The following is a 22,355-nucleotide window of genomic DNA, read 5'->3' on the forward strand; positions in this document are numbered from 1 at the left end:
GATGGGCCCATGACCGCGACCGACGTTCCGCACGGCACCACCCCCGCCGTCTCCGAGCGCACCCGGGCCCACATCGAGGCCACCGAGCGCTACGCCGCGCACAACTACCACCCGCTGCCCGTCGTCCTCGCCGAGGGTGAGGGCGCCTGGGTCGTCGACGTCGACGGCAACCGCTACCTCGACTGCCTCGCGGGCTACTCCGCGCTCAACTTCGGTCACTCCAACGAGCGCCTCGTCGCGGTCGCGCGCGAGCAGCTCGGCCGGCTGACCCTGACCAGCCGCGCGTTCTTCAACGACAAGCTCGGCGGGTTCGCCGAGGCGCTGTGCCGGCTGACCGGCAAGGACATGGTCCTGCCGATGAACTCCGGGGCCGAGGCCGTCGAGACCGCGATCAAGGTCAGCCGCAAGTGGGGCTACGAGGTCAAGGGCGTGCCGGTCGGGCAGGCCACCATCATCACGATGGAGGGCAACTTCCACGGCCGCACCACCACGATCGTCAGCTTCTCCGACGACGACGTCGCGACCTCGGGGTACGCGCCGTTCACCACCGGCTTCCGCGGCGTGAAGTACGGCGACATCGAGGCGGTGGCGTCGGCCATCGACGAGACGACGGTCGCCGTCCTCTTCGAGCCCATCCAGGGCGAGGGCGGCGTCGTGATGCCGCCCGAGGGCTTCCTGCGCGACCTCCGCGCGCTCTGCACCGAGCGCAACGTGCTGATGGTCGCCGACGAGATCCAGTCGGGCCTGGCCCGCTCCGGGCGCACCTTCGCCTGCGACCACGAGGACGTCGTGCCCGACATCTACGTGATGGGCAAGGCACTCGGCGGCGGCCTCTACCCGGTCTCCGCGATCGCGGCCGACCACGAGGTCATGGACGTCATCACGCCCGGCTCCCACGGCTCGACGTTCGGCGGCAACCCGCTGGCCGCCGCCATCGGCACCGAGGTCGTCGCGATGCTCGAGGAGGGCACGTTCCAGAGGCGCTCGACCGAGATCGGCGAGCTGCTCGAGGCGGGCTTCTCGCCGCTGGTCGGTCGGGGTCTGTCCGAGGTCCGGGTCCGCGGTGCCTGGGCCGGCATCGACATCGACCCGACGCTCATGACGGGCCGGCAGATGTCCGAGGCGCTGATGGCGCGCGGCATCCTGGCCAAGGACACCCACGGCTCGACCGTCCGCTTCGCCCCGCCGCTCGTCGCCAGCGACGAGGACGTCGCGGTGCTCGTCGCCGCCGTCACCGAGGTCCTCACCGCCTGACGACCCGCCAAATGGCTGGACGGTGCTCCTAGCCTGTCGGGCATGGAGGCACGCTTCGACCACCTCGTCATCGCCGTCGCCGACCTCGACGAGGCGGCGCAGCGGTGGCGCGCGGCCGGCATCCGCGCCGAGCGCGGGGGAGCCCACCCGGGCGGCACGGAGAACCTGCTCGTCCGCGGCCCACGACCGGCCTACGTCGAGCTGGTGGCACCGGGGAGGCACGCGACCGGCCCGTGGCTCGACCGGCTCCGTGCGAGCCGTGGACCGATCGCGTGGGCGATCGCGGTCGACGACCTCGACGACGCGCGAAGGGCACTGCTCGCCGCGGGCTTCGCGCCCGATCCGCCGATGCCCGGCTCGCGCCGCACCCCCGACGGGGAGCTCATCGAGTGGCGCGTGTGCGAGGTCGACGGAGGGTCGGACGAGGGCTTCCTGCCGTTCCTCATCGAGTGGACGTCGCCGATGGGCCCGGGGCCGGGCGACGGGCCGGTCGTGGAGCACCTTCAGCTGACCCCGCCCGACCCGGACCGGCTCGCCGACCTGCTGCTGGCCCTGGGCCTCCACGCCGACCGCCACTTCCCGCGCCGGGTCTTCCTCGAGCCCGGCGGCACCCACATTTCCCTGCTGCCGCTCGGGCGCCCGGAGCGGAGCGAGGGCGTCGTGTGGGCGATCGTGGGGACGGACGACGGGCCGGGGGAGCTCGCCGAGCTGTCCCTCGCGCTGCCCGTCGAGGCGTCCACCCGCCTCACCCTGGACGGCGTCGTGGTCACCACCCGCCCCGATCGTCGGCGGTTCGCCGCCGCCGCGCTGCTCCCGGCGGTCGACGAGGTGTTCGCGCGGCTGCGCGGCGACCTCGCCGACTGGCCGGACCCGCACCCGCAGGGTGCCCCCGCGGACGAGGAGGAGTACTCGCGCTGCCTCGACCCGGGGAAGTACCGGCTGCTCGCCGTGCGTGCGGACGCGTGGGTGGAGGCCATCGTGTCGGCCGGGCTCGGCGTCGCCGAGCAGGTCGACCCGCGGTCGGTGCGGTGGGGCGCGCCGGTGCTCGAGCCCAGCCGGGTCACCGTGGTCCGCGGACGAGCGGGCACGCAACCGGTCGTCGTGGGCGTCGCGCCGTCGCCGGGCGCCACCGAGGCGTTCGTCGCCATCGGGGTCGGGGACCCCGCGGAGGTCCTGGTGAGCCAGCCCGACTGCGGCTGCGACGCGTGCGACACCGGGTCCGCCGACCTCCTCGAGAGGGTCGACGACGCGTTCGTGCTGGCCCTGTCCGGCGGCGTCTACGCGGTCCGCGACGGCGAGCGGGTCGTGCGCCGCTCGCTCGACGGCTGGGGGAGCTCCGGGGTCGACGACGGCGAGCGGTGGCTCGCCGACGCCGCGCAGGGACGGCGCAGGGACGGCGTCGTCGCCGGCGCGGCCTGGCTCTGACGCGCCCGACCCCGGCCGGGGCCGGCTCGGGCCGGGCTCAGGCGATCGTGAGGCCGCCGTCCACCGGGATCATCTGCCCGGTGACGTAGCCGGCGGCGTCGGAGGCCAGCCACATGGCGGTCGCGGCGAGCTCGTGCGGGCGGCCGGTGCGTCCGGCGGGCACGCGCTGCAGGGCGAGGTCGAGGTAGCCCTCGGGGTAGGTGTCGGTCATCTCGGAGGCGAAGAAGCCCGGCGCGAGCGCGTTGACCCGGATCCCCTTGCGGCCCGTCCACTGCTGGGCGAGGTCCCGGGTCAGCCCGCCGAGCCCGGCCTTGGACGCGGAGTAGGCCGCCTGCGGGAGGGCGCCGGTGGTGATGCCGAGGACGGAGGAGATGTTGATGATGCTCGATCCGGGCTGCATCACCCGGCCGCACGCCTGTGCCATCCAGTAGCAGCCGTTGAGGTTGACGTCGATCACCGAGCGGAACTGCTCGGGCGTCTCGCGCGTGGCCGGCACCGCGGTGCCGACGCCGGCGTTGTTGATGAGCACGTCGACCCGGCCGAACGTCGCCATCGTCTCGTCGACGAGGTGCTGGCACTGCTCGGGGTCGGCGACGTCGGTCACGACGGTCTGCACGCGGCGGCCGGTCGAGCGCACGGAGTCGGCGACCCGCTCGAGCCGGTCGGCGCGGCGGGCACCGAGCACCACGTCGGCCCCGCCCTCGGCGAAGCAGTGGGCGAACGCCACGCCCAGCCCGCTCGACGCGCCGGTGACGATGACGACCTTGTCGTCGAGACGGAAGAGGTCCATGACGGTCATGTCGAGACCCTACGGCGTCGCGCCGCTCGCCGTCGCCGCCGGTGCGACGGGCGCGCGCGGCAGGGTGCGCACCGACCGCGAGCACAGCACGAGCGCGCAGATCACGGCGTAGGCCACCCCGGAGGCCACGAGCACGCGGTCGTTGCCGAACACCTCGCCCAGCGGACCCCACGCGAGCTGGCCGATGGGCATCGCGATGAAGGAGCCGAGCATGTCGTAGGAGTAGGCCCGCGACAGCAGGTGGTCGTCGATGTTCTCCTGCATCGCCAGGTTCCACCCCATGCCGAAGACCTCGAGGCCCATCCCGCCGACGAAGGCGGCGACGACGAGGGCGACGAGCACGGGGTCGAGGCCGAGCATGAGCATCGGCAGGGACATGGACGCGCAGGCGAGCATGCCCCACAGCAGCGGCCGCTCGAGGCGCACCCGCAGCAGGATCACCGTCATCACCAGCAGGCCGAGCGCCTCGGCGGACAGCACGTAGCCCCACCCCTGCCGGCCGATCGTGTCCTCGGCGACCACCGGCCCGAGGGTGAAGATCGCGCCGTGGTGGATGGCGTTGAGCCCGCCGAAGCCGAGCACGACCACCCACAGCCAGGTGGTCCGGCGGAAGAACGTCCAGCCCTCGCGGAGCTCGGCGATGGTGCTGTCGGACGCGGCCCGCTCCAGGGGTGGGATCCGGACCCGGGTCAGGCACAGGGCGGCCAGCGCCCAGGCGAGCGCGTCGATCGCGAGCGCCCAGCCGGCACCGGCCGTGACGACCAACAGGGCGCCGATGGTCGGGCCGAGGACCGTGAGCCCGTTGCGGGTCAGCGACAGCAGCGCGTTGGCCGGCTGCAGCTGCTCGCGCGCCACCAGCTGGGGGACCATGCCGGCCATCGCCGGCAACGAGATCGCCGACACCGCACCGTGCACCGCGCTCAGCACGATCACCATCCACAGCTCGGCGGTGCCGGTGACGACGAGCACCGCGATCAGGCCCTGGGTGAGGGCGGAGGCGATGTTGGAGGCCTGGAGCACGACCGCCCGGGGGAAGCGGTCGGAGAGCACGCCGCCCCACAGCAGGAGCAGGATCATCGGGATCGTGTGGGCGGCCAGCACCTGTCCGATGGCGACGGCCCGGCCGTCGATGTCGAGCACCGCGAAGGTCAGCGCGATGTTGGCCATCATCGTGCCGAGGGTGTTGGTGGTGCGGGAGGCGAAGTACCACGCGAAGTTGCGGTTGCGCAGCGGAGCCAGGGCGCTCGACCAGGTCACGACGACTCCTGGCCCGGGTCGGACATCCGGAAGGCGAACAGGGACGCGCTGACGTGGATGGTGCCGGGGGAGCGGGGCGCTCGGGCCTCGGCGTGGAGGAGGTCGCCGGCCTCGCGCAACAGGTCCACGGCCCGGGCCCAGGTCTCGGGATCGACCCAGGTCTCGATGTCGGACATCTGCCCGACCCCGGAACGGTGCGAGAGCTGGCGTCGGGTGATCTCGCGGGCGGTGGCACGCACGTAGGCGATGCGGTCGTCGTTGCTCGCGCGCGTGGCGGGCGGGGCGTCGACCACCACGTAGCGGTAGCGCTTCGCGACGCCGCCGCGGATGCGTTCCTCGCTCTCGACCACCAGCTCGCCCGCCTCGTGCAGCACCCGGAGGTGGTAGGACGCGTTGGCGTGGGTCAGGTCCAGCTCGCGGGCGACCTCGGCCGCGCTCATCGCCTCCGCGGTCAGCAGCGAGAGGATCCGGAGTCGCACCGGGTGCGCCACCGCGCGCAGTGCCGAGACCGCTTCCGGGTCCGTCAGGTCGTCGGTCAAGGCTCCCCCTCCAAGAAGTCTTGGGGGGGCAAGTCTGCGCGGGTGGGTCTCGACTGTCAAACACTTCTTGGGTGGTCTGGCCGGCCGACTATGGCTCGGCTGCGCCGGAGGCCTCCGGCACACCCCTGACCCGACCCTGAATCCACCCCTGGATCCGGCCCTGAATCCGGCCCTGAACCGGGTCGAACCACGTGATTCGGCGCCCTCGACGTGCTTGGCTTGCCTTGATGAGAGCGGGCGCCCGGCCCGCCGAGGAGTGAGCCAGATGTCCGACCAGTACCCGAGCCCGTACGACCAGGGGGGCTACCAGCGGGACCCCCAGCAGCCCACGACCGCCTACCGGGCGACGCCCACGACCATGTCGCCGCAGGACGAGCGCACCTGGGGAGCGATCAGCCACGCCGGCGCGGTGGTCGCGATGGTGTGCTCGGCAGGCTTCCTCGGGTTCCTGGCGTCGATCGCCGTCTACGTGGTCCACAAGGACCGGGGCCCGTTCGTGCGGGCGCACGCAGCCAACTCGATCAACGTGCAGATCTCGATGTTCATCTGGCTCCTCGTCGCCGGGGTGCTCTACGTCGTCCTGGGCGTCATCACGCTCGGCATCGGCTTCGTCGTGTTCCTGCCGGTGTTCGCGGTCCCGTTCGTCGTCGCGGCCGTCCTGCACGTCATCGGAGCGGTCAAGGCCTACAACGGGGAGTGGTGGAACCCGCCTTTCACCCCGCAGTTCGTCCGCTGACCCCACCTGGGCCCACCTGATCCCCACCCGAGCCCACCCGAGCGAGCCGACGCGCCGAGGCCCCGACACGTTCACGTGCCGGGGCCTCGGGGGGTGCAGCCGTGTCGATCAGCGGCCGAAGGCCTGGAACTCCGTCGCCCGCACGTTGAGGTCCTGGTCGCTGCCTGCCGAGCAGTCGCTCACCGCACGCGGGTCCTGGTCCTGCTCACCGGCGTAGTCGGGCCCGCCGGTGCACTGGTTGGTGACGACCTGGAGCCACAGGTGGGTCGCCTTGGTGCGCCGGATGTCGAACGAGCGGAGGATCAGGTCCGGCGCCCGCGGCCGGGGGGCCGTGGCCGGGAACGCGTCCTCCGGGCTGACGAACACCCGGGTGAACTCGTCCTGCTCGTCGCAGTCGACCCCGCGGGCGATGGAGCACGACCAGACCTCGAACTGCCGCAGGGCCGAGTAGCGGCTCTGGCTCGGCTCGGCCGGGGTGCCGTCGGGGTTGGTCCGGGCCGGTCGCAGGTGGGTGCTGACCTGCACCCGCCGCACGTCCTGGCGCTTGGTGCCGGCCAGGTCGACGATCACGTGCTGCTCCGCGACCGGAGCGCCCAGGGCCGCCCACTGGGTGCCCTCCTCGTCGTCGACGAGGCTGACCAGGTCGGTGCCCGTGCCCTCGACCGCCGCGCCGTTGGTGACGGACGCCAGGTTGGTGTCCATCCGCGGCTTGAGGGTCTTGGCCCGGCCGGCGGCGAACGCCGTCAGCGGGATGCGGGCGTGGCCGTGCCCGGGGGCGCGGGCCACGAACTCGTAGTTGCCCGGCACCAGCTCCACCCGGTTGGGCAGCGCCGTGGTCGGGTCGGTGTCGGCCACCGGCACGGCCCGTGCCTGGTAGTGGCCCACGAAGAGCTGGGCGCCGCGCACCAGGCGACCCTGCTCGTCGCGCGGCGCGAAGGTGACCGCCGACTCGTCGGCGTAGGCCGAGCGGAAGCTCGGCACCGGGTCGGCGTCGGCGTTGCCGGCGCTGGTGGCACCCTCGCCGAGGCCGCGACGGGCGAAGGCGTTCCAGAGGATGTCCTGGTTGGCCCCGTTGAAGCGGAGCAGGTCGGCGGCCAGCATCGCGTTGCGGGAGTCGACCTGACTGACCTGGCTGTTGGCCATCAGGAGGAACGAGTCGAACACCAGCTGCATCCAGCGCCGGTTGCCCGGGCACCCGCTGACCGGTGTCTGGCCGTTGGCGCACGACTTGTTGAGGGCCGCGTCGCCGGCACCGTAGCGATCGATGAAGGCCTGCCGGATGTCGAAGTTGGTCGCGGTCCAGATCTCGCCGTCGGCGTGCACCTGCGGGCCGGTGACGTCGTAGCCGATGTCGGTGTAGTTGAGCGGGCTGCGGCTCATGTTGTAGTTGCGGATGCCGGCCACCGGGTCGCCGGTCGTGTACTGGCCGATCGTGAAGGCCTGGAGACCGGAGGCGGCGTAGCCGTGCTCGTGGAGGTACTCCATGGCCAGCTGGTCGCTCCAGCTCTCGCTCATGCCCTGCGGCGAGCTGACGCCGCCGTTGGGGCCGGCGATCATCCGGTTGCTGATCGCGTGGCCGTACTCGTGGCCGATGACGCTCATGTCGTAGTCGCCGTCGACGCACGGGGCGTAGAAGGAGCCGGCGATCGGCTGCCACATGTACATGTTGGTGATCGGCGCCTGGCCGTCGGGCGGGGTGAACTGGTTGGCGTTGTTGCGCGCGGCGAAGGTCGGCGGACCGCCCGAGATCGCGCCTGCCTGGGCGTTGCCCTGCTCGTAGTCGTTGCCGAGGCCACCCCGGCCGAGGTTGTCCTTCTGCATGTTCCAGGTGCTCTCGACGAACCCGAGGTGGTAGGACCAGTCGTGCATGCGGTTGTGCATCGCGAAGAGGTTGGCGCGGGCGGCGTCGAGGTCGACGTTGTCGGGGGACCCGAACGTCGCGGGGTTGCAGCCCTCCTCGTACCACTGGTTGGTCCACGGGTAGGCGTAGTCACGGGTCGGCGACGCGGTCGCCGTCTCGGTGCCGACGGTCCGCGAGTTGTTGCTGTTGCGGTTCTCGACCGCGATGGCGTTGTTGCCCAGCGTGGTGAACGTCGGCAGGTTGGTCGCCGGGTCGACGTCCCAGGGCAGCGAGGCGCTGGTGCCGACCGTCTCCTCGCAGCCGGTCAGCGGCGTCCAGCACCACGTCGCCCGGGCGTCGCGGGAGGAGTAGTCCACCGGCGGGCTGCTCGGGAACACCTCCCACTCGGGGTTGTCGGCGTCGTGGTCGACGAGGTCCTCGCGGACCAGCACCTCGCCGGAGCGGGCGTCGACGTAGCTGGCGAAGCCGACGGCCTCGTCGCCCTCGGAGCGGAGCACCACCTGGAAGGCGGCGCGCGCCGCGGCGCCCGGCACAGGCACCGCGACCTCGGTCGTGCCGAGCACGACGGGCGCGGCGATGCCGGCGTCGCGGGCGGCGAGCCGCTCGGCGTCGGCCGCCGTCAGGGTGGCCGGAGCCGGCGCGGCCGCGTCGCGTGCCAGCGACGAGCTGACGTAGAGCACCTTGCCGTTGCGGAGGCCCACGGCGGCGATGCCGTCGACGCCCGCCGCGAGGTCGCCGAACTGCTGGCGCACGATCACCACGTCGGCGTCCTCGCCCAGCGGGCGGCTGGCGAGCACCTCGACGGACTCGGCGGCCCGGGCGGTGAGGCCCAGGACGTCGCGCGACCCGGCGAGGAACGCGAGCGCGGCCGCCTCGGGGTCGGCGGGAAGCCCCGTGGCGAGGGGCGCGTCCGTGGCCATCAGCACGGCCGGCGTGCCGAGCTTGTTCCACCGGGCCGTGGCGTCGAGGTCCGCGGCAGCGGACCGCTGCTTCGCGGTCGGCGCGGCCCGGCCGTCGCGGACGTCCTTGTCGCGGGAGGTGGAGTCCTCTCCCTGGAACCCGGCGCCGGCGCCGGGCGGACCCCCTGGTGGTGGGCCGGCCGAGGAGGCCGGCGAGGCGAACGGTGCGAGAGCTGCTGCGAGGGAGAGCGTCACGAGGGCAGCGCCGACTCCTCCGACCCGAGAACTGAGGTGCATCGGTGGGTCCCTTCCGGCGACCGCGGCCGCCGTGTCCGAGAAACGTGGGAATCTCGTTGTACCCCGGTGGGGGACCGGTGGGAAGACTTGGACAGACATTGTCGTCGGGCCGGCCGGCGCCGCGGAGGCAGGGCTCCGGTGCCCGGTATCCCGACCGGGCCCCAGCGGGGTCGGGGCGCCGCCCCACCTGATCGGCAGGCGGCCCGGGGGGCGAGTATGCTGGTGCCGTGCACGAGCAGCTCCTTCTTGCCCAGCCGCGCTGATCGAGTCCTCCCACCCACGGAGACCGACGCGCGGCCACCCCTCCATGCGAGGGGTTTTTTCATGCCCGACCCCCGCCACAGCAACAGCCAGCACGAGGACACGCGATGACGACCGACACCGGAGCCCACGACGCGAGCGAGGCGCGCGCGACGTACGACATCGAGGCCACCGAGACGAAGTGGCAGCGGGTCTGGGAGGAGCTCGAGCCCTTCCGGGCCGACGACGACAGCCCGCGTGAGAAGCGCTACGCGCTCACGATGTTCCCCTACCCGAGCGGGGACCTCCACATGGGCCACGCCGAGGTGTTCGCGCTGCACGACGTGGTCGCGCGCTACTGGTGGCAGCGCGGCTACGAGGTGCTCAACCCGATGGGCTTCGACTCCTTCGGCCTGCCGGCGGAGAACGCCGCCATCCGCAACGACGAGCACCCCGACACCTACACCCGCGCCAACATCGCCCGCTCGATCGAGTCGTGCCGCACCTACGCCGCGTCGTTCGACTGGTCGCGCACGTTCAACACCAGCGACCCCGACTACTACCGCTGGACGCAGTGGCTGTTCCTGAAGTTCTACGAGCGCGGGCTGGCCTACCGCAAGAACAGCCCGGTCAACTGGTGCCCGGTCGACCAGACCGTGCTGGCCAACGAGCAGGTCGTCGGCGGCACCTGCGAGCGGTGCGGTGCGGAGGTGACCAAGAAGGAGCTGACCCAGTGGTACTTCAAGATCACCGACTACGCCCAGGAGCTGCTCGACGGCCTGGACGAGCTGGAGGACACGTGGCCCGACCGCGTCGTCACCGCGCAGCGCAACTGGATCGGCCGCTCCGAGGGTGCCCACGTCACCTTCACGCTGCACACCGCCGGCGGTGAGCGCGACGTCGAGGTCTACACCACGCGTCCCGACACGCTGTACGGCGCGACGTTCATGGTGGTGGCCGCCGATGCGGCGCTGGCCGCGGAGATCGTGCACCCCGACCGCGCGCAGGCGCTGCAGGACTACCTGGTGGAGGTGCGCAAGGCCTCCGACATCGACCGGCTGGCCACCGACCGCCCCAAGACGGGCGTCGACCTGGGCATCACCGCCACCAACCCGGTGTCGGGCGAGGAGATCCCGGTCTGGGCGAGCGACTACGTGCTGGCCGACTACGGCACCGGCGCGATCATGGCCGTGCCCGCGCACGACCAGCGCGACCTCGACTTCGCCCGGGCGATGGGACTGCCGGTGCGGCGGGTCATCGACGTGCCCGGGCAGGACGACCCGGCGGAGTCCGGGGTGGCGACCTCGGGCGACGGCACCTACGTCAACTCCGGGCCACTGGACGGGCTGAGCGACAAGGCGTCGGGCATCCGCACGATCATCGAGCGGCTCGAGGCCGAGGGCCGCGGCTCCGGGGCGGTCAACTTCCGCCTGCGCGACTGGCTGCTGAGCCGCCAGCGCTACTGGGGCGCGCCGATCCCGATCGTCCACTGCCCGGTGGACGGCGAGGTCCCGGTGCCCGAGGACCAGCTGCCGGTGACGCTGCCGATGCTGAAGGGCGCGGACCTGAAGCCCAAGGGCACCTCGCCGCTGGGCGGGGCGACGGAGTGGGTCGAGACGACCTGCCCGACCTGCGGGGGCCCGGCCACCCGCGACACCGACACGATGGACACGTTCGTCGACTCGTCGTGGTACATGTTCCGCTACTGCTCCCCGCACGAGACCGAGGCGCCGTTCGACAGCGCGAAGGTCAACGCCTGGATGCCGTGCAACCTCTACGTCGGCGGCGTCGAGCACGCGGTGCTGCACCTGCTCTACGGCCGCTTCTTCACCAAGGTCCTCAACGACATGGGCCTGGTCGACTTCCGCGAGCCGTGGTCGGCGCAGCTCAACCAGGGCTTCGTGATCAACCAGGGCAAGAAGATGAGCAAGTCCCTGGGCAACGGCGTCAACCTGGGCGAGCAGCTGTCGGCCTTCGGCGTCGACGCGGTGCGGCTGACCCTCGTGTTCGCCGGACCGCCCGAGGACGACATCGACTGGGCCACCATGTCGCCGGAGGGGTCGCTGCGCTTCCTGCAGCGGGCCTGGCGGCTCTCGGGCGACGTCACCTCGGCGCCCGGTGCCGACGTGTCGACCGGCGACCTCGCGCTGCGGCGTACGACCGCGCGCACCGTGCACGACGCCGCCGAGCTGGTCGAGACCTACCGCTTCAACGTGATGGTGGCGCGGGTGATGGAGCTGGTCAACGCCACCCGCAAGGCTATCGACTCCGGCTGCGGTCCGGCCGACCCGGCCGTGCGGGAGGCCACCGAGGCGGTGGCCGTGCTGCTGTCGCTCGTCGCGCCCTACACGGCCGAGGAGATGTGGGAAAGGCTGGGTCACGAGCCCACCGTCGCGCGCACCGGCTGGCCCGAGGTCGACGAGGCGCTGCTGGTCGAGGACACCGTCACCGCCGTCGTCCAGGTCAAGGGCAAGGTCCGGGCGCGCCTGGAGGTCTCGCCCGACGTCTCCGACGCCGACCTCGAGGCCGCGGCGCTGGCCGATCCCGCCGTGCAGCGGGCGCTCGAGGGGGCGACGGTGCGCAAGGTGATCGTGCGCGCGCCCAAGCTCGTCAACATCGTCGTCTGAGCGCGCGGCGCCGCCCGGAGCGGCGCCGCGCCTAGACTCGGCGGATGGGTGCCGCCTCGGAGCGCACGACCATCCTCGTCACCGGTGCGGCCGGACCCGCGGGGCGGGCCCTCGGCGCGCAGGTCCTGGCGCGCGCCGAGCGCGGTGGTGGGCTGCGCCTGCTGGGGGTCGACCTCGCGCCGGCCCCCGTGCCCGGCTACGAGACGGTCCTGCCGGTGCGGGGCGCGCCCGACCCGGCGTACGACGAGGACATGCGCGACCTGGTGTCTCGCCTCGACCCTGACCTCGTCGTCCCCACCGTGGCCGAGGAGCTGCCCCGGCTCGCCGTGCTCGGGCTCGCGGCGGGGATGGGCCCGGGACTGGTGCTCTCGGCGCCGGGCCCCGTCGCCGTCGCCGCGGACAAGCTGCTGACGATGTGGGCGCTGGCCGCGAGCGGCGTCGCGGTGCCTCCGCACGCCACCGTCGCCGAGGCCGGCTCCGCCGCCGACGCCGTGGCCTGGGGCGGCGGGCCCGTGGTGGTGAAGCCGCGGGTGAGCCGCGGTGGTCGCGGCGTGCACGTCGTCGAGGACGGTGGCGACCCGGTGTGGGACTCCCTCGACGCCACCTGGCTGGTCCAGGGCTACGCGCCGGGGGTGGAGTACAGCCCCCAGGTCTACCGCTCACCGCACAGCGGCAGGTGCCGGGTCGTGGTGCTGCGCAAGACCGAGCTCAAGCAGGGCCGGGTGGGCAACGCCGCGGCGGTCGAGAGACTCGGCGACGGTGCCGAGCCCGACGTCGAGGCGCTCGCCGTGCGTGCCGTGGAGGCACTCGACCTGGTCGGACCGGTCGACCTGGACGTACGCAGGTCGAGCGACGGCACCCCCGTGGTGCTCGAGGTCAACAGCAGGTTCGGTGCGCTGTCCGCGCAGGCCCCGGAGCTCCTCGCCGACGTGCTTGCCGAGTGGACAGGGTGACCCGTGGTCGCGTTCATGGCGGCGTTGGTCCTCGTGCTGCTCGTCCCGCTCGCGGTCGCCGGAGTCGTGCGCCTCGCGATGGTGCCGTTCGCGCTGGTCTTCGAGGTCCGGGCCCGGCGCAGCCGGTCCGGACGGGCCGGCTACGGCCCGATGTTCGCTGAGGCCCCCTCCCTGAGCGTGGTGGTGCCGGCCTTCGACGAGGCACGCGTCATCGACCAGTGCGTGCGCTCGATCGCGCGCAGCGACTACCCACGCCTCGAGATCGTGTGCGTCGACGACGGGTCGTCCGACGACACCTTCGCGCGGATGCGGCAGCTGGCCGCCGCACACCCCGGGATGGTGCGGGCGCTGCGGCAGGACAACGCCGGCAAGGGCGCCGCCCTCAACACCGGCATCGCCGCCGCCCGAGGCGAGGTCCTCGTGCTCGTCGACGCCGACGGGGTGTTCCGCCCCGACACGCTGGCCCGCTTGCTGCGGGGCTTCCGCAGCCCGCGGATCGGTGCGGTCTGCGGCAACGACAAGCCCGTCAACCTCGACCGGACGCTCACCCGCCTCCTCTCCGTCATCAGCCACGTCGGCACCGGCCTGATGCGTCGCGCCCTCGACGTGCTGGGCTGCCTGCCCGTCGTCTCCGGCAACATCGGCGCCTTCCGCCGTGACGTGCTCGAGCGGGTGGGTCCGCTGCGCACGGACACGCTCGGCGAGGACCTGGAGCTGACCTGGCGGGTGCACGAGGCGGGCTTCCAGGTGGCGTTCGCCCCCGACGCGCTCGTGTACGCCGAGTCTCCCTCCACCCTGCGTGGCCTGTGGCGGCAGCGGGTCCGCTGGGCGCGTGGGCTGCTGCAGGCCACCGAGATGCACTGGTCGATGATCGGCAACCCGCGCTACGGCGCGTTCGGCGTCTACCTGCTCTTCAACACCGTCACCCAGGTGATCGCCCCCTTCCTCCAGCTCGCAGCCGCGGTGAACGTGGGGTGGCTGGTCGCCGTGGACGGCTCCGGCTGGCTGCCCGGCACCTGGTGGTCGTGGGTGCTCCTGCTGGGGGTGCCGGCGTCGCTGGCGCTGTTGGCGCTCGCCCTCGCGCTCGACCGGGCCGCCGATGACCTGCGCCACCTGTGGACCGTCCCGTTGTGGCCGCTCTACTCGACCCTGATGACCTTCGTCGTGCTCGATGCCGTCCGGCTCGAGCTCGGGAATGCGGAGAACCGATGGAACAAGCTGGAGCGGACCGGGACGGTGTCGGTGCGTGGCCTGAGCGACGACGATGGCCCTGGCTCCTGATCGTGGCCGGCATCGTGGTCACCTCGCTGGTGGCTGCGCTGGCGATCTCGCGGCCGTGGCAGTCGGGCGAGTCGGGCACGCCGCCCACGGCTGAGACGCCGCCGACGATGCGCCCCGCGCAGCTCCCCGACCGGACCAGGTCGGTGAGCATCGACTTCGCGAGCGTCGTCGACCGGGACACCGACTGGGCGGCGGTGAACGCCCGCCTCGACGAGGCCGGGGCCAACGCGGTCGAGCTGAACGCGGGCCGGATCGAGTTCACCGCCTTCGACTGGGAGGCGCACCCCGACGCGGCCGCGGAGCCGGGCACCGACCACCTCACCCGCGCGGCCCGGGCGCTGCACCGGGCGGCGGACGGCTCGAACCGCCAGGTCGGTCTCATCGTCGACACGATGGCGCCGAACTGGCTGGCCGACCACCCGGAGGCTGCCGGGGTCGCCGCCGACGGTCGGCGGGCGGTCTACCAGGCCTCGGCGAGCGAGCTCGTCGACGGCGAGGTCGGCAGGCGCCTGGTGGACCTCGTCGGCACGCTGTGCGAGCGCTATCACCCAAGCCAGATCTCGATCACCGAGCTGTTCCTCAGCGACTTCACGTTCGGTGACGACGACCTGCGGCTCTTCCGGCGGATGACCGGACTGCCCGACTGGCCCCGCGCCAGCGACGGGTCGATCAAGGAGGACGCGTCCAGCATCAAGGCCTGGCGGGCGGCGGTGATCGCCGACCTGCTCGCGCGGATGCGGGAGCGGATGGACGCGACCCGGGGCGGCGACGGGGCGCGCGTCGACCTCGCCATGGACGTACGGATCAACTGGAAGTACCCGGCCCGGGGCGACCTGGCCAGCGGGCACGAGTACGACGTCCTGCTCGGCGAGGTCGAGCGCCTGGTCCTGTGGGCCTACCTCTACCGCACCCGGAGACCGGCGGACGTCGAGCGGATACTCGGGCGCCTGGAGGCCGAAGGGCTCGACACGTCGCGGCTCACCGTGTCGGTCGGCCTGTGGGAGCGCCCGCCCGGACCGCCGGTCGGGCCGATCGACCTCGCGCCGTTCGTCGCCGCCCTGCGCGCGGCGGAGACCCACGGCATCACCTCGGTCAACGTCACGCCCCTGTCGCTGATGTCGCCGGAGTACTGGAGCGCCCTCGCGTCGGTGTGGAACCCGGACGGCACCTAGCGGGGAGGGGCGGCCTCGGGGTCTGCGGCGAGGGGTACGTCGGGCAGCCGGACGGTCACCTCGGTGCCACGCCCGGGCTCGCTGTCGATGACGAGCGTGCCCCGGTGGTCGGAGACCAGTGCCTGGACGAGCGTGAGGCCGAGGCCGACCCCGGCGATGTGGCGTCGCCGGGTGTCGCGCGTGCGGTAGAACGGCTGGGTGATCCGGCGCAGCTCGTCGGCGGTGATGCCGGTGCCGTCGTCGGCGACCCGGATCCGCACCCCCCGCTGCCCCTCGGGCGAGGGCTCGGCCACGACCTCGACGCGGACCTCGCCCCCGGCGTCGCTGTACTTGATCGCGTTGGTGAGCAGGTTGTCGACGACCTGCCCGAGCCGCTGTGGGTCGGAGACGAGCGGCACGACCTCGTCGCCGGAGAGGGCCACCCTCACGTCCGCGGCCTCGGCCATGGGCCGCACGCTCGCGATCGCGGCGCGCGCGACCTGCACGGCGTCGACCTCCTCGGGCGACATCGGGTCGCCGGCGACGACGCGGGCGCTCATCAGCAGCTCGTCGACGAGGGACCGCAGGCGGCGGGCGTTGCGCGTCAGCACGTCGACGTACTCGCGCTGCTCGTCGGTGAGCCCACCGGGATCCAGCCGGAGCAGGTCGACGTAGCCGAGGATCGACACCAACGGGGTGCGCAGCTCGTGGCTGACCAGGCCGATGAGCTGCTCCTGGCGCCGCAGCTCCTCCTCGCGGTCGGTGACGTCGGTGGCGACGACGAGGTAGCCGCGCATCGGGTCGGGCTCGTCCGCGGGCCCGATGGACGGGCGGGACGTCACGACGTACTCGACCATGCGCGGCGAGCTGCCGACGGAGCGGCGCCACAGGGACACGTGCGAGCCACCGTCGGCGGCCGCCCCGACCAGCTCGCCCAGCGAGGGGCCGTCGACCAGCTCGGTCAGGTCGGTGCCCCTCAGCTGCTCCCGCGGGACCTCGAAGAGGCGCTCGGCGCCGCTGCTCGCCGTGAGCAGCCGGCCCGTCTCGTCGGTGGCCATGATCGCCTGCTCGGTGGCGGCGAGCATGATGCTGCGCAACAGGTCGTAGGCGGCGAGGAGCTGGCGCTCCTGGCGCCGCGTGGTCTCCATGATCGCGTGGACATGGAGCATGACCGCGCCGATGAGCACGGCGTTGATCGTGCTGTGCAGTCCCGGGTAGAGACGGCCGGTCGTGAAGATCACCGGGACGAGGGACACCACCACCACGCCGAGCAGCCCAGCCAGCAGCGGGCGGCCCCCGGGCGCGAGCGCCAGGCTCACTCCTGGCACGAAGAGCAGCATGATGACCGATCCCATGGGATCGCCGCTGCCGAGGTCGAGCAGGCCGACCGCCAGCATCTGGCCGAGGGGGAGCGCCAGGCGCCAGCCGGGGGGCCACCGGGCCGGTCTGCCCAGGCTCGCGGCTGCCTGGACCGCCAGCGCGACGGCCACGCCGGCGGCGAGCAGCAGCGGTCGGTGGTGCAGCGGGATCTCGTAGAGGATGTAGGCGACCACCAGCACCAGCACCGAGAACGGCAGGTGGCGCCAGCCCGAGGCGTCCGGGGTCGGCCAGGCGATCATCATCCGGTTGGACAGCTCCCGCGCCCGGGCGCCCACCGAGGTGCGCACCATCAGCCGCAGCCGCCGTGCGCGGCGTCGGCCGCCGGGTCGTCGACGGCCTGCGGCGCCTGCACGCTGGTCGCGACGCGCACCGTCTGGGTCACCCGGACGGTCTCGAGGGGCTCGACCTCCCGGGCCGTGGTGAAACGCGCCCAGTAGCGCGCGCTCGCCCGCACAGCGTCGGGCTGCATGTAGTCGCGGTGCGCCTGGGACGCGAAGGCGGCGAGCATCTCGAGCTTGGTGTCGACGAAGCCGTCGACGATGACGAACCGGTTGGGCCGGAAGTCGACGGTCGACGACGGGCTCTGGAAGCACCACAGGTCGCCGACCGAGCGCGCGCCGATCTCGACGGCCTCGTGCACGGCGCGGTGGTCCTGGTGGCGGTCGTGGATGCCGTGGGTGTAGATGCGGTCGGGGGCGACCTCGGCGACGGCCCGCTCGACCGCGGTGATCAGGCCGTCGGCCGGCGACATGTGGGTGTCGGCGAAGTCGAGGTGGATGAGGCGGGCGCCCACCAGCGCGGCCGCGCTCACGGCCTCCCCGTGGCGCATGTCCGTGCTGCCGCCGACCGCGCCCCCGGACAGCACGAGGGTGGTGATCTCGTCGCCGGCCGCCGCGTGGGCCGCCAGCGTCGCCCCGACCCCCAGCTCGACGTCGTCGGGGTGCGCACCGACGGCGAGCACCCGCAGCCGGGACGGCGCGCGACGACGGCGGGCCAGGTCGGCGAGCTCCTCGACGCGGCTGACCAGCTCCTCGGCGCCGACCGGCTTGACGAGGAAGTCGTCGACGTCCTCGCGCAGCGCCCCCACGGCGTGGTCGAACGTCGGGTAGGCAGTGAGCACGAGGACCGCCACGGTCGCGTCGATCGCGCGGAACTCCGGCAGCGCCTGGAGCCCGGAGCGGCCCGGGAGCCGGATGTCGGTCACGAGCACGTCGTAGCGCTGGCGTCGCATCGCCGCGACGGCCTCGTCGGCCGTGCCCGCGAGGTCGACCTCCATGCCGCCGAGCCTGCTCAGGCTGGCCCGCATGAAGTGGGCGGCGTCACGGTCGTCCTCGAGCACGAGCACTCGGATCGCTGACTCGGCCATCGGCCCCCCTGGAGAACGGCGCGTGCTCCCACGGTACGGCGTCCGGGCGCGCCCGCCCAGCGACGCGGACCGGGGAGGAGGCGGGCCGGCCGCGGCCGCCCGGAGGCTAGGGTCACGCCATGTCCCGTGTGGTGGTGGTGACCGACTCGACCGCGAGCCTTCCCGCCGAGCTGGCGAAGAGTCGCGACATCCGAGTCGTCCCGCTCCAGGTCGTGATCGGGGCGCAGGTGCTCGACGAGGGCCCCGACGGCGCGACGCCCGACGTGGTGGCCCAGGCGCTGCGCGACTTCGTCCCGGTGAGCACCTCGCGCCCGGCGCCGGCGCTCTTCGCCGAGCTCTATCGCTCGCTGGCGGCCGAGGGGGCCGAGGAGGTCGTCTCGGTCCACCTCTCCCGCGAGATGAGCGGCACCTTCGAGTCCGCGCAGCTGGCGGGGCTCGAGGTCGACCTGCCGGTGCACGTCGTCGACTCCGGCCAGGTCGGCATCGCCACGGGCTACGCCGCCCTGACCGCCGCAGACGTCCTCGACGCCGGTGGCACCGGGGAGCAGGCGGCTCAGGCGGCGCTCGCTCGCGGCCAGGCGGCCACCTCGCTGTTCTACGTCGACACGCTCGAGCACCTGCGGCGGGGTGGGCGCATCGGCGCCGCGGCCGCGATCGTCGGCAGTGCGCTGTCGGTCAAGCCGCTGCTGGAGATCGCCGAGGGCCGCGTCGCCCCCCGCGAGCGCGTCCGCACGGCCTCGCGCGCCCTGGCCCGACTCGCCGAGCTGGCCGTCGAGTCGGCCGGCGATCGCCCCGTCGACGTCTGCGTGTCGCACCTGGCCAACGCCGCTCGCGCCGAGGAGCTCGCCGAGGCGCTGGGGGAGCGGCTCTCCGACGGCCTCGAGGGTCGCGAGGTGATGTGCGGCGAGCTCGGTGCCGTGCTGGGGGCGCACGTCGGCCCCGGCATGGTGGCGGTCTGCGTCTCCCCGCGACCCGCCGGCTGACGCCGCCCCGGCTCCGGCCGGTCTCGGCGCGCGTCGTCCGTCGGCTCTCCACAGATTGCCGACGCCACCTGTCGGCCGTGCTCCGGCGTTCCTAGCGTGGAGGCATGCGCCGTTCCCAGTCCTCCTCCGAGCACGCCGAGGCGGTGTCGCGGCGACTGGCGACGCTCAGCGCCGAGCTCGCCGCTGTGCGCCACGAGCCACCCGGCCCCGTCGAGGGCCACACCCGCGTGCGCGAGCGCCCGGACCCGACCGTCGACCGGACGTCCGCGGGCGCCGGCCCCACCGGCGGGGCGGGGGCGCCCGCACCGCTCGTCGGGCCGCTCGTCGCGCCGCTCCCGGGCCGCCACGCCTCTCGCCGGCTGCGGGTCGGGGCGTTCCGGCTCGGACCGGTGCACCTCGCGGTGGTGGCCGTGGTCGCGGCCCTCGCCGTGGGCCTCGCGGCCTGGTGGGTGGTCCGCGACCAGGCGCGGGTGGTGCCGCTCGAGACGGCCGCGACCGGCACCTCCGAGACCCCTGCCGTGGCGGCGACCCCGCTGGTGCCGGTCGGGCCGCCCGGCACGGCCGGGGCTGGCGCCGAGGGGGAGGACGGCGCCGACCTGGTGGTCGACGTCGCCGGCAAGGTGCGGCGCCCGGGCATCGCCGTCCTGCCCCCGGGCTCGCGGGTGGTCGACGCCCTCGAGGCGGCCGGTGGGGCGCGGCGGGGTGTCGACCTCACCGCCCTCAACCTCGCCCGACCGGTGGTCGACGGCGAGCAGATCCTGGTCGGGGTCGCCCCGGCGGCCGGGGTCGCCGGCACGATCGACTCGCAGGTCCCGGCCGGGACGGCGCTGGTCAACCTCAACACCGCCGACGAGGCGGCGCTCGACACCCTGCCCGGCGTGGGGCCGGTGACCGCCGGCGCGATCCTGGCCTGGCGCGACGCCAACGGCGCCTTCACCTCGGTCGAGGAGCTGCTCGAGGTCGACGGCATCGGTGAGGCCACGCTCGCCGACCTCGCCCCGCTCGTCACCCTCTGAGCGGGGCGCCCGGTGCCCGACCTGCGCGCGGTGGCGCTCGGCGCGGGGGCCTGGGCCGGGGCGCTGCTCGTGCTGGTCCTGCCGGCCCGACCGGCCCTGGGCTCGGTCGCGCTGGTCACCGGCGTGCTCGTCGCCGGCGTGTGGCGCCGGTGGTGGTCTCCGGCGTGGCTCGGGCCGCTGGCGGCGCTGGTCTCGGTGGCGGGCGTCGCCGCGCTCCACCACGCCCTGGTCGCCACCTCGCCGCTGACGGCGCTCGCCGCCGAGGGAGCGGTGGTGTCGGTGCGCCTGGAGCTGACCTCCGACGTGCGCGTGGTGAGCGGGGCCTACGGCGACCTGCAGGTGGTGCGGGCCGATGCCACCCAGGTGGCGGGTCGCGGGACGGCGTGGACCCTGGACGCGCCGGTCGTGGTGATGGCCGCCGCCGACTGGCCCCGGCTGCCGCTCGGCACCACGCTCGAGACGACGGCGCGGCTGGTCGCCGCGGACGACGACGTGGCGGCGCTGGTCCGGCCGACGGGTGAGCCGAGGGTGCTCGACCGGCCCGGCCCGTGGTGGGACGCCGCGGCGGCCGTACGACGGTCGGTGCGCGACGCGGTCTCCGGGCGCGGCGTCGACGCGCGTGAGCTGGTGCCGGCGCTGGTGGTCGGGGACGACGGCGGCCTCGACTCGGACCTGGCCGACGACTTCCGCACGACCGGGCTCACCCACCTGCTCGCGGTGAGCGGCACCAACCTGACCCTCGTCGTCGGCTCGCTGCTGGTGCTCGGGCGGTGGGCCGGGGTGCGCGGACCCTGGCTCTACGCCCTCGGCGTGCTCGGCATCGTCGGCTTCGTGCTGACCGCGCGCGCCGAGCCCAGCGTCGTGCGCGCCGCCGCGATGGGCACGGTCGCGCTGGTCGGGATGGGGCGCAACGGCCTCTCGCGGGGCGTGCGGGGGCTGGGCGTGGCGGTGCTGGCGCTGCTGCTGGTGTGGCCCCGGCTGGCGGTCACGCCCGGGTTCGCGCTGTCCGCCCTGGCCACGGCCGGCATCCTGCTGCTGGCGCCGGTGTGGCGCGACGCGCTGATGCGTTGGACGCCCCGGTGGGTGGCGGAGGGGGTGTCGGTGCCCCTGGCCGCGCAGGTCGCCTGCACGCCGGTGGTGGCGGCCCTCTCGGGTCAGGTCAGCCTGGTCGCCGTGGGCGCCAACCTGCTCGCGGCGCCGGCGGTCGCCCCGGCGACGGTGCTGGGACTGGCCGGGGGACTCCTCGTGCTGGTGTGGGGTCCGCTCGGCGCGGTGGTCGCCGCCCCGGCGGCGTGGTCGGCGGAGTGGATCATCTCGGTCGCCCGGTGGGGCGCGGGCGTGCCGACCGCCGCCGTCGACTGGGGCACCGGCCCGGTGCCGCTCGCCCTGCTCACGCTCCTGTGCGTGCTGGCGGTGCCGCTCGCCCCGCGGGTGCTCGGCCGCGCCGGCACGACCCTCGCCTGCACCGGCCTGCTCGTGGTGGTGATGCTCGTCCGGCCACCGTCGCCCGGCTGGCCGCCGGAGGGCTGGGTGCTCGCGATGTGCGACGTCGGCCAGGGCGACGCCCTCGTGCTGCGGGCCGGCGAGCACAGCGCGGTCGTCGTCGACGCCGGCCCCGAGCCGGCGGCGACGGACGCCTGCCTCGACCGCCTCGACGTCGCGTCGGTGCCGCTGCTCGTGCTGACCCACTTCCACGCCGACCACGTGGGCGGAGTCGCCGGGGTGGCCGACGGGCGGCGCATCGACGTCGTCGAGGGCACGGCCCTGCGCGACCCGGAGGTCGGGGCGAGGTCGGTCGAGGAGGTCACCGGCCGCTCGGCCGTGGCGACGGCGTACGGCGTCACCCGTCGGATCGGGCAGGTCACGCTGCAGACCGTGTGGCCACGCCCCGGCGCCCTCGCGGGCGACGCGGGCGAGAGCGCGGCCAACAACGCCAGCGTCGTGCTGCTCGCCGAGGTGGCCGGCGTCCGGATCCTGCTCACCGGCGACCTCGAGCCGTCGGCCCAGGCGGCGCTCGCGCGCGACCTCGCGGGGGTGCAGGTCGACGTGCTCAAGGTGCCGCACCACGGCAGCCGGCACCAGGACCTGGACTGGCTGACGTCCCTGGGCGCCCGCCTGGCATTGGTGTCGGTGGGGGAGGGCAACGACTACGGGCACCCCGCCCCCGACCTGCTGGAGGCGCTCGGGGCGGCCGGCGCCGACGTACGCCGCACCGACGTGGCCGGCGACGTGGTCGTGGTGGTCGAGGACGGGACGCCCGGTGTCGTCGGGCGCGGATAGGGTGGGGCCCA

Annotated in this window: 16 protein-coding genes; 10 read left to right on the forward strand and 6 right to left on the reverse strand. The window is 73.9% G+C overall.

The window, feature by feature from the left end:
- Positions 1 to 9 precede the first annotated feature (9 nt).
- The gene (rocD, locus tag AC3X7Z_RS16830) at positions 10 to 1,254 is read left to right on the forward strand and encodes an ornithine--oxo-acid transaminase (protein ID WP_489976652.1); all 1,245 of its coding nucleotides are present in this window, start codon (positions 10 to 12) and stop codon (positions 1,252 to 1,254) included.
- Between the two features lie 42 nt (positions 1,255 to 1,296).
- A complete protein-coding gene (locus AC3X7Z_RS16835; RefSeq protein WP_489976653.1) occupies positions 1,297 to 2,679 on the forward strand; it encodes a DUF6226 family protein in 1,383 nt (460 codons plus the stop codon).
- Between the two features lie 37 nt (positions 2,680 to 2,716).
- On the opposite strand, the gene AC3X7Z_RS16840 is transcribed toward AC3X7Z_RS16835, so the two are convergent.
- The 3 genes from AC3X7Z_RS16840 to AC3X7Z_RS16850 are packed head-to-tail and all read right to left on the reverse strand — an operon-like array spanning position 2,717 to position 5,274.
- Positions 2,717 to 3,478, reverse strand: a complete 762-nt coding sequence (locus AC3X7Z_RS16840; protein WP_489976654.1) for an SDR family NAD(P)-dependent oxidoreductase — start codon at positions 3,476 to 3,478, stop codon at positions 2,717 to 2,719.
- A gap of 9 nt (positions 3,479 to 3,487) precedes the next feature.
- Positions 3,488 to 4,735 carry an MFS transporter gene (locus tag AC3X7Z_RS16845; protein WP_489976655.1) on the reverse strand — a complete coding sequence of 416 codons (1,248 nt, stop codon included), beginning with the start codon at positions 4,733 to 4,735 and terminating at the stop codon, positions 3,488 to 3,490.
- Complete coding sequence (locus AC3X7Z_RS16850) at positions 4,732 to 5,274, reverse strand: ArsR/SmtB family transcription factor (RefSeq protein WP_206054544.1); 543 nt, start codon at positions 5,272 to 5,274, stop codon at positions 4,732 to 4,734. Before AC3X7Z_RS16850 ends, AC3X7Z_RS16845 begins: the two co-directional genes overlap by 4 nt.
- 265 nt (positions 5,275 to 5,539) lie before the next feature.
- Here AC3X7Z_RS16850 and AC3X7Z_RS16855 point away from each other — a divergent pair, with 265 nt between their 5' ends.
- On the forward strand, positions 5,540 to 6,010 hold the full coding sequence (locus tag AC3X7Z_RS16855) for a DUF4870 domain-containing protein (protein ID WP_489976656.1): 471 nt from the start codon (positions 5,540 to 5,542) through the stop codon (positions 6,008 to 6,010).
- Positions 6,011 to 6,118: 108 nt separating this feature from the next.
- Here AC3X7Z_RS16855 and AC3X7Z_RS16860 read toward each other — a convergent pair whose 3' ends face one another.
- On the reverse strand, positions 6,119 to 9,067 hold the full coding sequence (locus AC3X7Z_RS16860; protein WP_186341695.1) for a M36 family metallopeptidase: 2,949 nt from the start codon (positions 9,065 to 9,067) through the stop codon (positions 6,119 to 6,121).
- Between the two features lie 368 nt (positions 9,068 to 9,435).
- On the opposite strand from AC3X7Z_RS16860, the gene leuS reads away from it, so the two are divergent.
- The 4 genes from leuS to AC3X7Z_RS16880 are packed head-to-tail and all read left to right on the forward strand — an operon-like array spanning position 9,436 to position 15,340.
- Positions 9,436 to 11,934, forward strand: a complete 2,499-nt coding sequence (gene leuS / locus AC3X7Z_RS16865; RefSeq protein ID WP_186341696.1) for a leucine--tRNA ligase — start codon at positions 9,436 to 9,438, stop codon at positions 11,932 to 11,934.
- A 44-nt stretch (positions 11,935 to 11,978) separates the two neighbouring features.
- The gene (locus tag AC3X7Z_RS16870) at positions 11,979 to 12,887 is read left to right on the forward strand and encodes an ATP-grasp domain-containing protein (RefSeq protein ID WP_489976657.1); all 909 of its coding nucleotides are present in this window, start codon (positions 11,979 to 11,981) and stop codon (positions 12,885 to 12,887) included.
- A gap of 3 nt (positions 12,888 to 12,890) precedes the next feature.
- Positions 12,891 to 14,168, forward strand: a complete 1,278-nt coding sequence (locus AC3X7Z_RS16875; RefSeq protein WP_206054545.1) for a glycosyltransferase family 2 protein — start codon at positions 12,891 to 12,893, stop codon at positions 14,166 to 14,168.
- Between the two features lie 2 nt (positions 14,169 to 14,170).
- Positions 14,171 to 15,340, forward strand: coding sequence for a hypothetical protein (locus AC3X7Z_RS16880; RefSeq protein WP_186341698.1), 1,170 nt, complete (start codon positions 14,171 to 14,173; stop codon positions 15,338 to 15,340).
- On the opposite strand, the gene AC3X7Z_RS16885 is transcribed toward AC3X7Z_RS16880, so the two are convergent.
- Both AC3X7Z_RS16885 and AC3X7Z_RS16890 read right to left on the reverse strand, forming a co-directional pair.
- The gene (locus AC3X7Z_RS16885) at positions 15,337 to 16,989 is read right to left on the reverse strand and encodes a sensor histidine kinase (RefSeq protein ID WP_489976658.1); all 1,653 of its coding nucleotides are present in this window, start codon (positions 16,987 to 16,989) and stop codon (positions 15,337 to 15,339) included. The two genes, AC3X7Z_RS16880 and AC3X7Z_RS16885, sit on opposite strands and share 4 nt — an antisense overlap.
- Complete coding sequence (locus AC3X7Z_RS16890) at positions 16,989 to 18,065, reverse strand: PIG-L deacetylase family protein (protein WP_489976659.1); 1,077 nt, start codon at positions 18,063 to 18,065, stop codon at positions 16,989 to 16,991. The genes AC3X7Z_RS16885 and AC3X7Z_RS16890 overlap by 1 nt, the downstream gene beginning before the upstream one ends.
- 119 nt (positions 18,066 to 18,184) lie before the next feature.
- On the opposite strand from AC3X7Z_RS16890, the gene AC3X7Z_RS16895 reads away from it, so the two are divergent.
- The 3 genes from AC3X7Z_RS16895 (at position 18,185) to AC3X7Z_RS16905 (ending at position 22,344) form a co-directional block, all read left to right on the forward strand.
- Entirely contained in the window at positions 18,185 to 19,048 is an 864-nt protein-coding gene (locus AC3X7Z_RS16895; protein ID WP_489976660.1) for a DegV family protein, read from the forward strand.
- A 104-nt stretch (positions 19,049 to 19,152) separates the two neighbouring features.
- Entirely contained in the window at positions 19,153 to 20,064 is a 912-nt protein-coding gene (locus AC3X7Z_RS16900; protein WP_489976661.1) for a ComEA family DNA-binding protein, read from the forward strand.
- Between the two features lie 12 nt (positions 20,065 to 20,076).
- Complete coding sequence (locus AC3X7Z_RS16905) at positions 20,077 to 22,344, forward strand: ComEC/Rec2 family competence protein (protein ID WP_489976662.1); 2,268 nt, start codon at positions 20,077 to 20,079, stop codon at positions 22,342 to 22,344.
- The last annotated feature ends 11 nt before the right edge of the window (positions 22,345 to 22,355 follow it).

The sequence above is a fragment of the Nocardioides sp. Z24_21 genome, from assembly GCF_058134345.1.

Excerpts from the sequence above, each read along its gene's own strand:
- AC3X7Z_RS16900 (WP_489976661.1), top strand. The coding sequence starts at position 19,153 with ATGCGCCGTTCCCAGTCCTCCTCCGAGCACGCCGAGGCGGTGTCGCGG.
- AC3X7Z_RS16895 (WP_489976660.1), top strand. The coding sequence starts at position 18,185 with ATGTCCCGTGTGGTGGTGGTGACCGACTCGACCGCGAGCCTTCCCGCC.
- AC3X7Z_RS16835 (WP_489976653.1), top strand. The coding sequence starts at position 1,297 with ATGGAGGCACGCTTCGACCACCTCGTCATCGCCGTCGCCGACCTCGAC.
- AC3X7Z_RS16840 (WP_489976654.1), bottom strand. The coding sequence starts at position 3,478 with ATGACCGTCATGGACCTCTTCCGTCTCGACGACAAGGTCGTCATCGTC.
- AC3X7Z_RS16860 (WP_186341695.1), bottom strand. The coding sequence starts at position 9,067 with ATGCACCTCAGTTCTCGGGTCGGAGGAGTCGGCGCTGCCCTCGTGACG.
- AC3X7Z_RS16855 (WP_489976656.1), top strand. The coding sequence starts at position 5,540 with ATGTCCGACCAGTACCCGAGCCCGTACGACCAGGGGGGCTACCAGCGG.
- AC3X7Z_RS16870 (WP_489976657.1), top strand. The coding sequence starts at position 11,979 with ATGGGTGCCGCCTCGGAGCGCACGACCATCCTCGTCACCGGTGCGGCC.
- AC3X7Z_RS16890 (WP_489976659.1), bottom strand. The coding sequence starts at position 18,065 with ATGGCCGAGTCAGCGATCCGAGTGCTCGTGCTCGAGGACGACCGTGAC.
- rocD (WP_489976652.1), top strand. The coding sequence starts at position 10 with ATGACCGCGACCGACGTTCCGCACGGCACCACCCCCGCCGTCTCCGAG.
- AC3X7Z_RS16885 (WP_489976658.1), bottom strand. The coding sequence starts at position 16,989 with ATGGTGCGCACCTCGGTGGGCGCCCGGGCGCGGGAGCTGTCCAACCGG.
- leuS (WP_186341696.1), top strand. The coding sequence starts at position 9,436 with ATGACGACCGACACCGGAGCCCACGACGCGAGCGAGGCGCGCGCGACG.